The 11,926-nt window shown below is 71.4% G+C and carries 11 protein-coding genes; 4 read left to right on the top strand and 7 right to left on the bottom strand.

The features are described 5' to 3' along the window. Positions 1–60: 60 nt before the first annotated feature. The 5 genes from F3J18_RS32030 to F3J18_RS32010 all read right to left on the bottom strand — a co-directional run bounded on the left by F3J18_RS32030 (position 61) and on the right by F3J18_RS32010 (position 4,832). The gene (locus tag F3J18_RS32030) at positions 61–1,011 is read right to left on the bottom strand and encodes a TauD/TfdA family dioxygenase (protein ID WP_166916117.1); all 951 of its coding nucleotides are present in this window, start codon (positions 1,009–1,011) and stop codon (positions 61–63) included. Positions 1,012–1,175: 164 nt separating this feature from the next. Then, positions 1,176–2,021, bottom strand: a complete 846-nt coding sequence (locus F3J18_RS32025) for an ABC transporter ATP-binding protein (protein WP_166916116.1) — start codon at positions 2,019–2,021, stop codon at positions 1,176–1,178. Next, positions 2,018–2,854 (bottom strand): ABC transporter permease, encoded by an 837-nt coding sequence (locus F3J18_RS32020; RefSeq protein WP_166916114.1) that lies wholly within the window; start codon positions 2,852–2,854, stop codon positions 2,018–2,020. Before F3J18_RS32020 ends, F3J18_RS32025 begins: the two co-directional genes overlap by 4 nt. A 32-nt stretch (positions 2,855–2,886) precedes the next feature. Then, positions 2,887–3,753: an ABC transporter permease gene (locus F3J18_RS32015; RefSeq protein ID WP_166916112.1), complete on the bottom strand. Its 867-nt coding sequence runs from the start codon at positions 3,751–3,753 to the stop codon at positions 2,887–2,889. Positions 3,754–3,770: 17 nt separating this feature from the next. Next, complete coding sequence (locus tag F3J18_RS32010; protein ID WP_166916110.1) at positions 3,771–4,832, bottom strand: ABC transporter substrate-binding protein; 1,062 nt, start codon at positions 4,830–4,832, stop codon at positions 3,771–3,773. Positions 4,833–5,123: 291 nt separating this feature from the next. Between F3J18_RS32010 and F3J18_RS32005 the strand changes: the two genes are divergently transcribed. Genes F3J18_RS32005 through F3J18_RS31995 form a run of 3 tightly spaced genes read left to right on the top strand, consistent with a single transcriptional unit; the run spans position 5,124 to position 8,823 of the window. Continuing rightward, complete coding sequence (locus F3J18_RS32005) at positions 5,124–6,659, top strand: sugar ABC transporter ATP-binding protein (RefSeq protein ID WP_166916108.1); 1,536 nt, start codon at positions 5,124–5,126, stop codon at positions 6,657–6,659. 5 nt (positions 6,660–6,664) lie between these two features. Next, entirely contained in the window at positions 6,665–7,705 is a 1,041-nt protein-coding gene (locus tag F3J18_RS32000) for an ABC transporter permease (RefSeq protein WP_152554405.1), read from the top strand. 50 nt (positions 7,706–7,755) lie between these two features. After that, positions 7,756–8,823, top strand: a complete 1,068-nt coding sequence (locus tag F3J18_RS31995; protein ID WP_166916106.1) for a substrate-binding domain-containing protein — start codon at positions 7,756–7,758, stop codon at positions 8,821–8,823. A gap of 84 nt (positions 8,824–8,907) precedes the next feature. On the opposite strand, the gene F3J18_RS31990 is transcribed toward F3J18_RS31995, so the two are convergent. Next, positions 8,908–10,092: a porin gene (locus tag F3J18_RS31990; protein ID WP_166916104.1), complete on the bottom strand. Its 1,185-nt coding sequence runs from the start codon at positions 10,090–10,092 to the stop codon at positions 8,908–8,910. A 392-nt stretch (positions 10,093–10,484) separates the two neighbouring features. Between F3J18_RS31990 and F3J18_RS31985 the strand changes: the two genes are divergently transcribed. Beyond that, positions 10,485–11,672 (top strand): serine hydrolase, encoded by a 1,188-nt coding sequence (locus F3J18_RS31985; protein WP_345892535.1) that lies wholly within the window; start codon positions 10,485–10,487, stop codon positions 11,670–11,672. Positions 11,673–11,703: 31 nt separating this feature from the next. Here F3J18_RS31985 and F3J18_RS31980 read toward each other — a convergent pair. Next, positions 11,704–11,926, bottom strand: a 223-nt coding sequence (locus F3J18_RS31980; RefSeq protein WP_166916100.1) for a DUF971 domain-containing protein, incomplete at its 5' end; no start/stop codon positions are given.

The raw sequence follows: 11,926 nt of genomic DNA, 5'->3' as shown, positions 1-11,926 counted from the left end.
GGCGCTAGGCGGGAGCGGCCGGGCGACGCTGCCAGGCGCCCGGGCCGCCCGGCCGCCGCGTCATTGCAGGGTGGCGCCGGGGCCCTTCAGCACCACGCTGTGGCGCCCGTCCACGCTGACCGGCACGTCGCCGTGCACGGTGGCGCGGCGCACCACGCGGCGCGCGTCGCCGTAGTCGTTGATGGCGTAGTGCTGGGTCGCGCGGTTGTCCCAGATCGCCACGTCGCCCTCGCGCCAGTTCCAGCGCACGGTGTTCTCCAGGCGCGTCACGTGCTCGTGCAGCACCTGCAGCAGATGCGCCGATTCGCCCGTCGACAGGCCCTTGATGCGTTGCACGAAATGCCCGAGCACCAGGGTGCGCTCGCCCGTGACCGGATGCACGCGCACCACCGGATGCTCGGTTTCGTAGACGGTGGAGGTGAACACCTCGCGATAGCGCTTGAGCTGGTCGGCATCGGCGTTCACGTGCGAGGCGGCGTAGTCGTAGGCATTGGTATGGATCGCCCACAGCGTGTCGGCCAGCGCGCGCAGCGGCGCCGGCAGGTGCTGGTAGGCGGCGGCCGTGTTGGCCCAGACGGTGTCGCCGCCGGCCGGCGGGATCACCACCGCGCGCAGGATCGACACCTTCGGGTAGGCATCGACGAAGGTCACGTCGGTATGCCAGGAATTGGCGCGCGCGCCGTGCTGCGAATCGAGTTCGAGCAGGGCGGCGGTGCCGTCCACCGAGGGCACGGTCGGATGCGCGACGGTTTGGCCGAAGCGGCGCGCGAAGGCTTCCTGGGCCGCGTCGTCGAGATGATGCTGGCCGCGGAAGAACAGCACCTTGTGGGTATGCAGCGCATCGAGCAGGGCCGCGAAACGCGGCTCGTCGATGTCGGCCGACAATTCGAAATCCGAAACTTCCGCGCCGATGCGGCCAGCCACGCGGCGCAGCGCGAGCGGCGTATCGACGGCACGGGCGGACAAGGGCGCGGCACGCGGGGACGAGTGGGCAATCTGCACGTCGGACATCGGAAGCTCTCCTTCGGTGGGTGGGGATCGGTTCGGCTATTCAAGCAGCCGCGAGCGCAAAACTGAACTGACGAATCCTCGTATCGATAGCGCGCGAATCGAGGCAATCCATATCGCCGCGGCGACGAAGCGTGGCGGTGATGCGTGGCGATGAAGCGTCGCGCCTACCAGGCGAGCCGCCAGCCGTCTGCCGGCCGTGGCGCCTCGTGCAGCGGCGGCGCCGTGCGCGCGGCGGCCTCGTCGTCGCCGAGCTCGGCGAGGATGCCGTCGCGCAGCCGGGCGAAGGCGCTGCCATGCCGCTCGCGCGGTCGCGGCAGCGCGACCTCGGTGATGCGCGCGATGCGGCCCGGGCGCGGCGCCATGGTGATCACGCGCTCGCCCAACCAGACCGCCTCGTCCACGTCGTGCGTGACCAGGATCATGGTGATGCGCTCCTGTTCCCAGATCCGCTGCAACTCGTGCTGCATGCGCGTGCGCGTCTGCGCATCGAGCGCGCCGAACGGCTCGTCGAGCAGCAGCAGGCGTGGGCGGTTCACCAGCCCGCGCGCGATCGCCACGCGCTGCGCCATGCCGCCCGAGAGCTGGCTCGGATAGGCCGCCTCGAATCCCGCCAGGCCGACCAGCGCGATGTGCTCGGCCACCGCCGCGCGCCGCGCACGGGCATCGAGCGGCGAATTGCGCAGCGCCGCCTCGACGTTCTGCGCGACCGTCAGCCAGGGGAACAGGCGATGATCCTGGAACACGATGCCGCGTTGCAGCGAGGTATCGCGCACGCGCTCGCCGCCGGCACGGATCTCGCCGTCGTAGTCGACGTCGAGCCCGGCGATCAGGCGCAGCAGCGTGGATTTCCCGCAGCCGCTGGCGCCCACGATGCTGACGAATTCGCCGCCGCGCACCTGCAGCGAGATGTCGTCGAGCACGTCGAGGGCAGGCTGGCGGCCGCCCGTTTGCGCATAACGCTTGCGCACGTGCAGCAGTTCGAGCGAATCGGAGGTGAGGGCGAGGGTCATGGCGTTTCCGGTGAAGGCGACGAGGCGAGCGATGCGCGGGAGGTGGCGCGCCCGCGCGCGAGCAGGCGCCGCTCCAGCGCCCGCGCGCCGGCGTTGAGCGCCCAGCCCGTGACGCCGACCACGATGATGCCGAACAGCACCAGGTCCATGCGGAACTGTTCGCTGCCGTCGATCAGCGTGTTGCCGATGCCGCTGCCGGCCACCAGCAGGTACTCGGCGCCGAGCGTCGCGAGCCAGGAGTAGATCAGGCCGAGATAGAGGCCGGTCCAGATCGCGGGCAGCGCCGCGGGCAGCAGCACATGGCGGATCAATTGCCAGCGCGTGTAGCGCAGCGTGCGCGCTACCTCGACATAGGCGCGCGGCACCGCGTGGATGCCGTCGCAGGTATGGGCGGTGACCGGCAGCAGCGCGGCCAGCGAGAGGAACACCACCTTGGCGGTATCGCCGAGCCCGAACCAGACCGAGATCAGCGGGATCCAGGCGAACAGCGAGATCTGCTTGAAGGTGTCGAAGCTGGGCCCGATCAGGCGCGCCGCGATGCGCGACAGGCCCAGGGCGGTGCCGAGCAGCAGGCCGAGCGCGGTGCCGATCGCGAAGCCGGCGAACTCGCGCGCCAGCGAGGCCGACAGCGCCCGCGCGAGCGCGCCGCTCGTCACTTGCTGCCAGGCCGTGCGCAGCACCGCGTCGGGGCCGACCAGCAGGCCCGCGTGATCGTGGCGGGCGGCCGCCACGGCCCACCAGGCGAGCAGGGCCAGCGCCGGCAATACCAGGCCGCGCAGGTCGGGCCGGCGGCGCGCGGCCGGCGTTGCGGAAGGCGTTGCGGACGAGGACACGATGCCGGGCTCCGGTTGGGGAAGGACGAGGCTCAGCCGCGAAACGCCGAGGCGCGGCCGCGCCGCAGGCGAGCTTCGAGCGCATCGAGCAGGCGATTGATCGCGTAACCGATCGCGCCGACGATCACCACGGCCGCCATCACCAGGTCGAGCTGGAACAACTGCCGGCCATACACGATCAGGTAACCGAGCCCTTCGGAGGAGGCCACCAGCTCGACCACCACCAGCGCCAGCCAGGCCTTGGTGAAGGCGAGCCGCACGCCGGTGGCCAGCGTCGGCACGGCGGCCGGCAGCACCACGTGGACGATCCGCTGCAGCCGGCTGTAGCCGAACACGCGAGCGGCCTCGTCGAGCGCGACGGGCGCCTCGCGAAAGCCCTGCAGCGTGCTCATCGCCACCGGCACCAGCGCCGCATGCGCGATCAGGATGATCTTGAGCGGCTCGCCCACACCCACCAGCAGGAGCAGGAAGGGCAGCCAGCCGAGCACGGGAATCTGCACGACGGCGTTGAAGCTGGGCAGCACATAGGCTTCGGCGGTGCGCGAGATGCCGAGCCAGGCGCCGATCGCGAAGCCGGCCAGCGAGCCGGCCGCGAAACCGAGCAGCACGCGCTGCAGGCTGATCCAGGTATTGGCGAGCAGGTCGCCGCTGCGCGCGAGTTCCTCGAGCGTCTGCCAGACCATCGCCGGCGGCGGCAGGATCTGCGGCGCGATCCAGCCGCGCTCGCAGCCGATGCTCCACAGCGCGAACAGCAGCGCCGGCAGCAACCAGGGCGCGAGATGCCAGGCAAGCGCCGCCAGCCGGCGCCGGTTTGCTTGCGCGCGCAACGGACCGCGCGCGGCAGCGGCGCCGTCGTCCTGGCGAGTGGTCTTGCCGATCGGGATCGCGGTATCGCTCATGATGGCTCCGGCGGCGCTCAGGCCCGCGGCTTGCCGGCGGCGTCGTAGCTCGGCCAGTAGTGCTCGAGATGCTGGGCCTCGAGCGCCTTGTCGAGGTACTTCGGCTCGATCCAGCCCTTCACGTCGACCGGCCGGCGGATCAGCTTGAGCTTCAGCGCATCCTGGGCGACCGCCTGGTAGCGCGCCACGAAGAACGGGTCCAGCAGCGGCGAGTTGCGCGACTTCAGCGTGCCGGCCGGGAATTCGGCCTGCCAGGACGACACCGGGATGCCGCTTTGCGCCCATTGCTTGAGGAGCGCGTCGCGGTTGGCCTCGTCCGAGGCCCAGCGCGAGGCGCTCACGAACACGTTCACCACGCGCTGCACCAGCTCGGGATGGGCGCGCTCGAAATCGTCGAGCACCAGCAGGTGCGATTGCCGCGTGTACTGCGGGCCGTCGTTCTGCGATTCGTAGATGATCTTCGCCAGCCCGCTGTCGACCAGCTTCGAGAGATGGTAGTCGTTGACCGAGGCGTCGATGCCCTTCGAGGCCAGCGCCGCCAGCGCGCTCGCGGTATCGAGGTTGATCACGCGCAGCTCGCGCTCGTCCAGGCCGTTGGCGGCCAGCACGTTGTCGATCACGAGTTGCAGGTTGGTGCCGCGGAAGATGCCCACGCGCTTGCCCTTGAGGTCCTTCACCGAATGGATGTCGGAGCCGGTAGGCACGCCGATCTTGATGCCGCTGCGCACGCCCACCGCCGCGATCAGGTGCGTGTTCAGGCCGTTGGCGCGCGCCAGCACCGCGGGCAGGTCGCCTTGCAGGGCGAAGTCGATCGACTTGTCGGCGATCGCCTCGTTGACGGCCGGCCCCGCGCCCTTGAAGAACAGCCATTGCACGCGGATGCCGTCGCGCTCGAATTCCTTCTCCAGCAGCTTCTGCTGCTGCACCGTGGCGCCGGCGCTGCCGCCGAAGGTGGGCGGATCGCCCGCGCCCTGCTGGGCGACGCCGATGCGAATGGTGAGCGCGGCGGCCTGCGCGGCCAGGGCCGGCAGGGCGAGGGTGGCGAGCAGCAGCAGGCGAAGCAGGAAGCGGATGGGCATGGATCGGCGAGGGCGGCTGGGGCAAGCGTGATTGGAGAGGAGCACTGATCGACGACGATGCTCGATGACGGCTCATTCTTGTCGTGCGTTCCGGCCGAACGCAAACAAGCATTTCTGATTTGCTTTCGCGATGCCGCGTGCCGCTGATATGCATAGCAGAACGGATTCGTTGCGCCGCGCGCGGGATGGCCCGTATAACGCTTCGATGATCCGCGCCGCTCCTTCCCCGATTGTTCCGCAACCCGCGCCGAGCCTTGCCCGGCGCGGGGCATCCGTGCCCGGAGCCGGCGCATGAGCGCGGTGCCGCCGGTGCTGGAGGCGCGCGGCTTGCTCAAGCGTTTCGGCGCGACGCGCGCGCTCGACGGTGTCGACCTGGTGCTGGGCGCGGGCGAGGTGGTCGCGCTGATGGGCGCGAACGGCGCCGGCAAGTCGACCGTAGTGAAGATCCTGAGCGGCGTGCTGCGGCCCGACGGCGGCACGATCCATCTGCGTGGACGGCCGTTCGCGCCGGGCGACGCGCAGCAGGCCAGGGCCGGCGGCGTGGCCACCATGCACCAGTCGATCGCCGACGCGATCGTGCCGGGCCTCTCGGTGGCCGACAACCTGTTGCTCGACCGGATGAACCGGCGCGGCGGCATCGGCTTCGAGCGGCCCTCGACGCGGCGCCGCGAGGCGGCCGCGATCGCCGCGCGGATCGGCCTGGACGTGCCGCTGGCGGCGCCTGCGGCCGACCAGTCGATCGCCGCGCGCCAGTTGATCACGCTGGCGCGCGCGCTCGATGCCGCGCCCGCCTTGCTGATCCTCGACGAACCCACCGCCAGCCTGTCGGCCGAGGAGGCCGCGCGCCTGTTCGCGGCGCTGGACCGGCTGCGCGAGCAGGGCGTGGCGATCCTGCTGGTCTCGCATCGTCCCGGCGACCTGCGCCGCATGGCCGATCGCGCCGTGGTGCTGCGCGATGGCCGCGTGGTGGCGCGCGTGGAGGCGCCGTTCGACTACGACGCGGCCACCGAGGCGATGATCGGCCGGCCCCTGCCGCGCCATCGGCCGCGCTCGACGGCGAGCGTCACCGGCTCGACCGAGGCCGCGGCGGCGCCGATGCCCGCGCTGTGGGAAGGACTCTCGATCCGCGGCCTGAAGCTGTTCGCCGATGCGCCGCCGCTCGATCTCGATGCCGCGCGCGGCGAGATCGTTGCCTTGACGGGCCCCGTCGGCGGCGGCAAATCGCGCCTGGCGCGCACGCTGTACGGCGTCGAGCCGCCCGCCTCGGGCGCGATCACGCTCGACGGCCGGCCCTGGCTCCCGCGCGGCCCGGCCGCGTCGATCGCCGCCGGCGTGTTCATGCTCGGCGAGGACCGCTGGACCAGCTCGCTGTTCCCCGATTCGGTGCCCTTTGCCTCGATCGCCGGCACGATCGGCTTCCCGTTCCTGGCGCGCTGGTTCCGTCGCGGCCGCGTCGATCGCGGCCACGAACAGGCTCGCGCGGCCGAACTGATCGCCGCCATGTCGATCCGCTGCCAGGGGCCGCACGATCGCGTGGCGCGCCTGTCGGGCGGCAACCAGCAGAAGGTGGCGCTGGCGCGCGGCTTCGTCGAGCCGGCGCGGCTGCTGCTGCTCGACGAGCCGTTCCAGGGCGTCGACGTCGGCGCGCGCGCCGAGATCGTCGAGATCCTGCGGCGCGGCGCGAGCGGGCACGCCACCCTGGTATTCGTCAGCGATCCCGAGGAGGCCTTCGAGGTCGCCGACCGGGTGTTGGAATTCGACCGGCTGCGGATCGGCCGCAGCCACGATGTCTTGAGGGAGACTGTCTTGAGGGAGAGCGCAGCATGAAGAGCATGGCCGAGCCGGGCGCCGCCAAGCTCGCCGCCGCCGGCGGCACGCCGCCTCGCGCGCGGCGCGCCGCCGAGTGGCTCGAGCGCGGCGGGCTGGTCGCGCTCCTGCTGGCGCTGGTGGCCGGCTTCGCCTGGCGCGAACCGGCCTTCATCGGCGTGGACAACCTGTTCAGCATCCTGCAGGCCGCCTCGATCGTCGCGCTGCTGGCGATCGGCGTGACCATCACGCTGGCGGTGGGCGGCTTCGACCTGTCGGTGGGCAGCACCGCCGCCACCGCGCAGATGGCGGCCAGCTACGTGCTGGTGGTCTGGCACGGCGGCGCCTGGGCCGCGTTGGGCGCCTGCCTGCTGCTCGGCATTGCCACCGGCCTGCTCAACGGCCTGCTGATCACGCGGCTCAAGGTGCCCGACCAGCTCGCCACGCTCGGCACCTTGTTCCTGCTGGCCGGGCTGCAACTGATCCCGACCGGCGGCCGGTCGCTCGCCACCGGCACCATCCTGCCCGACGGCAGCGAGGCCAGCGGCGAATTCCCGGCCGCCTTCCTGGCGCTGGGGCGGCTGCGCTGGCTCGATATCGTGCCGCTGCCGGTGCTGATCCTGCTGGCGGTGACGATCCTGGCCGTGCTGCTGACCGAGTTCAGCCGCTGGGGACGCGTGCTCTATGCCACCGGCGGCAACGAGACGGCCGCGCGGCTGGCCGGCGCGCCCACCGCGCGCTACCGCGTGGCGGCCTATGTCGCCTCGGCCTGCATCGCCTCGCTCGGCGGCGCGCTGATCGCCGCGCGAGTGGGGCGCGGCGACGTCGGCGCCGGCCATTCGCTGCTGCTCGACGCGGTGGCCGCCGCGCTGATCGGTTACGCGGTGTGGGGCCTCAAGCGGCCCAACGTGGTCGGCGCGGTGACCGGCGCGATCTTCGTCGACGTGCTGCTCAACGGCCTGACCATGCTCAATGCGCCGTATTACATGCAGGACTTCATCAAGGGCGCGCTGCTGGTCGGCGCGCTGGCCTTCACCTTCGGGATCGGCGCCCGGCGCACGCGCTAGGCACGCGCCGGCGGCCGTCCTTCCTCAACCCTCTTTCCGATATCCCGACCATGATCGACCAGCTCGTCCGCAAGCTCCGGCTCGCGCCGCGGTGCGCCGCCTTCGCCTTCGCGCTCGCCTGCAGCGCGCCGGTTTTCGCCGACCCGGGCCTGGCCGGCGCGCCGGCGCCGTTCAACCAGGCCGGCGTGCGCATCGCGCTCGTCAACTACCTGTCCGCCGGGGATTTCTTCCAGGCCTACGAGGCCGGCGCGCAGAAGCAGGCCAAGGCGCTCGGCGTCGACCTGCGCATCTACGCGGGCCGCCAGGACGCGGCCCAGCAGCGCGACCAGATCCAGCAGGCGATCGACCTGGGCGTGGCCGCCATCATCGTCAACCACGGGCTGCCCGAATCGCTGAAGGACATCGTGCAGCGCGCGCTCGACAAGGGCATCAAGGTGGTGGCCTTCGACGTCGACCTGGCCAATCCCAAGGTGCCCCAGATCGAGCAGAGCGACCACGATCTCGCCACGCTGCTGCTGGACCAGGCGGTGAAGGACAATGGCCGGAGCTTCGATGCGGCCTATGTCTACGTGGCCGGCTTCGCGCCGCTCGATCGCCGCGACGCGGTCTGGCAGGCCTTCAAGGCGGCGAACCCCGGCGTGAAGGAGGTGGCGCGCTTCGGCAGCGTCGACAACCCGATCGCGCAATCGGTGGCCAACCAGGCGGCCGCCGCGTTCCGCGCCCATCCGGGCGTGCGCGTGGTGTTCGCGCCGTATGACGAATTCGCGCGCGGCGCCAAGCTGGCCGCCGAGGAAAACGGCGTCGCGTCGAAGCTGCGCATCTACAGCGCCGATATCTCGACCGCCGACATCCAGGCGATCCGCGCGCCCGACAGCCCCTGGGTGGCCACGGCGGCCACCAACCCGGCAGTGGTGGGCGCCGTCTCGGTGCGTGCCGCGGCCTTGCTGGTGGCCGGGCAGGACCCGGGGCACCGGATCGGCATCAAGCCGACCCTGATCACGCGCGACGACCTGCGCAAGTTCGATATCCACAACATCGCCGAACTGAGCGCGAAATTCCCGGCCTTCCGCCGCGCCGACGTGGCGCGCGCCGCCTGGATCCCGGACGCGGGCGAGTAAGGGCAAGCCCGGCGCTGCCTGGCCGCGGCGGCGCCGGGCAGGTCAGCGGCCTGCCGGAGCAGGCCGCCGTCTTGCCCGATCCCGTCAGAACTTCACGCGCACGCCGCCGAAGGCCGCCACCTGGCGGTTGTTCGAGGACGCCGTGCCCGCGTCGGCGATCGCCGCGATCGAGCGGTAGCCGCCCGTGGTGGCGCTGCTCGCGTCGCCGGCCGCGAGCTGGTAGACCCCCGACAGATACAGCTCGGTGCGCTTGGACAACGCATAGTCGATGCCGAGCGTGAACTGGTGCCAGCGCGGCTTGAGCGTGCCGCCGCCGGCGCCGGGCAGGCTGCTGGCGCGGCCGTCGGTGAAGGCATAGACGCCGATCAGGGTGGTGGTGGGCGTGATCAGGTAGCGCGCGTTCAGGTCGTAGTTGTTGAGCTTGCGCGAGGAGCCGTCCAGGTAGTCGAGCTGCGTGTGGCTCCAGGCGAAACCGAGGATCGCCCGGCCGAAGCTGTAGTTCGCGCCGGCCACCGCGATCTGCTGCTTGAGCACGCCGCCGTTCAGGCCGTAGAAGAAGGCGCCGCTGTAGTCGTCGCCGGCGCTGGTGCCGGCGCCGCCGATCGCGCCGCCGGTATTGCTGCCCGCGTTGGGATGGTTCAGCACCAGGTAGCCGCCGCCCAGCGAAAGCGGGCCGTTCGCGTAGTTCGCCGCGATCCCCCAGGCCCGATTATTGCCGAAGCCGGTGCCGGCGCCGCCATTGGCCTGGTTGCTGAAGGCATAGAGCCCGTCCACCGTGAAGCCGGCGATGCTGTCGCTGCGGAACTTCACGGCGTTGTTGATGCGGAAGGTCTGGTTCAGGTTGTCGTTGTCGCCCACGTGGGTGGCCGGCGACCAGAAGCCGGGCCCCGCGTACTGCGCCACCAGGTCCGACAACGGCTCGTACTGGCGGCCGAAGCTGAGGGTGCCCACGCCTTTCTTGCCCAGGCCGACGAAGGCCTGGCGCCCGAAGATCCGGCCACCCTGGCCGAGCGTGCCGTCGTTGGTGCGAAAGCCGCTCTCCACGGTAAACACCGCCGACAGCCCGCCGCCCAGGTCCTCCGCGCCCTTCAGGCCCCAGCGGCTGCCCGAGAGCTTGCCGCTGGTCTGCTGGACGTTCGAGGCGCCTTTCTGGTTGTTGGTATAGGCCAGGCCGGCATCCACCAGGCCATAGAGCGTGACCGAGCTTTGCGCATGGGCGGTGAGCGAGCCGGCCGAGACGAGGCCGAGCGCGAGGGATTTCTTCAGCATACGATTCCTTTTTTGTCGTGATCGCGAGTGGAAAGCGAATCGATGCTAGGGAAGGCGGGCGGCCCCGCGAAACGAGCATGCGAGGAATCGAAAGCACGATTGGATGGTTTCGCTCAGGTGGGCTCCCGCGCGGATGCGGGGCCGCCGATTCTGTCGGAATGCTGACGAAAGCGGGTGCGCGTGCAACTTTTGTGACAGCGCGGCGCGTCCTTGCGCATCGCCGTGGAAATCCTTAGGAAAACTCGATGGATCGCGCTGTCGTATGCTGACGTTTTTGTGCGACAGTCGAAGCCGCGGCCACGGCGACGGATTCCTGCCGCCCGCTACGTGTAAACAACCATGATCCCGGCGCTGCCCGCCGGGGCGCACCCATGCTTGCCGAGGAGACCGACGTGAAGATCAGCCGAAGGCAGTTCCTGGCCCTGACGGCCGCCGGGCTGGCCGGCGCGCCGCCGCTGGCGCTGGCCGCGGCACCCGCCGCCGGCGATGCCGCGGACGCTTCCGCCGCTTCGCCGCCAGCCGCGCCTGCCGCTTCAGCGGCCGCGCCGGCGAGCCAGGCCAGCGCGCCGAGCCTGGCCGACCTGGCCGATCCGCCCGTCTGGCCCGGCGCCGAATGGGAGCGCATCGATCCCGACAAGCTGGGCTGGTCGCCCGACGATCTCGACGACGTCCATGCCTACGCGGCCTCGATCGGCACCGCCTCGCTGCTGATCGTCCAGCACGGCCGCGTGGTCGACAGCTTCGGCGAGATCGCGGCGCGCCGCGAGATCAACTCGGTGCGCAAGAGCCTGCTCAGCGCGCTGATCGGGATCGCCGTGGCCGAGGGCAAGATCGACCTGGACGCCACCCTGGGCAGCCTCGGCATCGACGACCGCCCGCCGGCCCTGAGCCAGGCCGAGAAGCAGGCCACCGTGCGCGAGCTGCTGCAGGCGCGCTCGGGCGTCTACCACCCGGCGCTCTACGAGACGGCGGGCGAGAAGCGCCTGCGGCCGGCGCGCGGCAGCCATGCGCCGGGCAGCTTCTGGTACTACAACAACTGGGATTTCAACGTGCTCGGCACGATCTACGAGCACGCGGTGGGCGCCTCGATCTTCGACAGCTTCGCGCAGCGCATCGCCGCGCCGATCGGCATGCAGGACTACCGGGCGCGCGACGGCCGCTACGTGCGCGGCGCCGATTCGATCCACCCGGCCTATCCGCTGCACATGAGCGCGCGCGACCTGGCGCGCTTCGGCCTGCTCTACCTGCGCCGCGGCCAGTGGCGGCAGCGCGCGATCGTGCCGGCGGCCTGGGTGGCCGAGAGCACCACCGGCGTCTCGCCCACGCGCGGCGGCGACGCCGAATATGCCTGGTTGTGGTGGGCCGGCCTGCCCGACAGCGGCGCGGCCGGGCTGAAGCTGCCGCCCGGCGCGTTCTGGGCCGAGGGGCATGGCGGGCAATACCTGATCGTCGATCCGCTCAACGACATGGTGGTGGTGCACCAGACCGTGGCGGGCCGCAGCCGCGTGAGCGCGCCGGCGATGGGCCGGCTGATGGGGCTGATCCACGATGCCGCCGGGATCGGCGCGCCGATGGTGTAGCGGTGGCCCGGGCACGGCGGCGGCGACCGGTTCAGGCCGTCGCGGCCTCGGCGGCCAGCGCCGCCAGGTAGGGCCAAGGGAAGATGCCGCGATCGTGGCCGTCGTCGAACACCAGTTGCACCCCGTAGCCGATCGGCTCGATGGCCGTCAGCCTGAGCGCCGGCGCCGCCTTCGGCGGCGTGCCGGCCAGCCGGGCGGCGCGGCAGCCGGCGCAAGGGCAGGCTTCGCGCAAGGCGGCGTGGCCGAGCCGGCCG

It is taken from the genome of Burkholderia sp. Ax-1720, assembly GCF_011753035.1.
In the GTDB taxonomy this organism is placed as follows: domain Bacteria; phylum Pseudomonadota; class Gammaproteobacteria; order Burkholderiales; family Burkholderiaceae; genus Burkholderia; species Burkholderia gladioli.
Note: the sequence above shows the minus strand (reverse complement) of the source record. Positions and strands in the feature narration are given on the sequence as shown.

Coding starts and splice junctions, on each gene's coding strand:
- F3J18_RS32030 (WP_166916117.1), bottom strand. CDS start 1,011: ATGTCCGACGTGCAGATTGCCCACTCGTCCCCGCGTGCCGCGCCCTTG.
- F3J18_RS32025 (WP_166916116.1), bottom strand. CDS start 2,021: ATGACCCTCGCCCTCACCTCCGATTCGCTCGAACTGCTGCACGTGCGC.
- F3J18_RS32015 (WP_166916112.1), bottom strand. CDS start 3,753: ATGAGCGATACCGCGATCCCGATCGGCAAGACCACTCGCCAGGACGAC.
- F3J18_RS32010 (WP_166916110.1), bottom strand. CDS start 4,832: ATGCCCATCCGCTTCCTGCTTCGCCTGCTGCTGCTCGCCACCCTCGCC.
- F3J18_RS32005 (WP_166916108.1), top strand. CDS start 5,124: ATGAGCGCGGTGCCGCCGGTGCTGGAGGCGCGCGGCTTGCTCAAGCGT.
- F3J18_RS32000 (WP_152554405.1), top strand. CDS start 6,665: ATGGCCGAGCCGGGCGCCGCCAAGCTCGCCGCCGCCGGCGGCACGCCG.
- F3J18_RS31995 (WP_166916106.1), top strand. CDS start 7,756: ATGATCGACCAGCTCGTCCGCAAGCTCCGGCTCGCGCCGCGGTGCGCC.
- F3J18_RS31990 (WP_166916104.1), bottom strand. CDS start 10,092: ATGCTGAAGAAATCCCTCGCGCTCGGCCTCGTCTCGGCCGGCTCGCTC.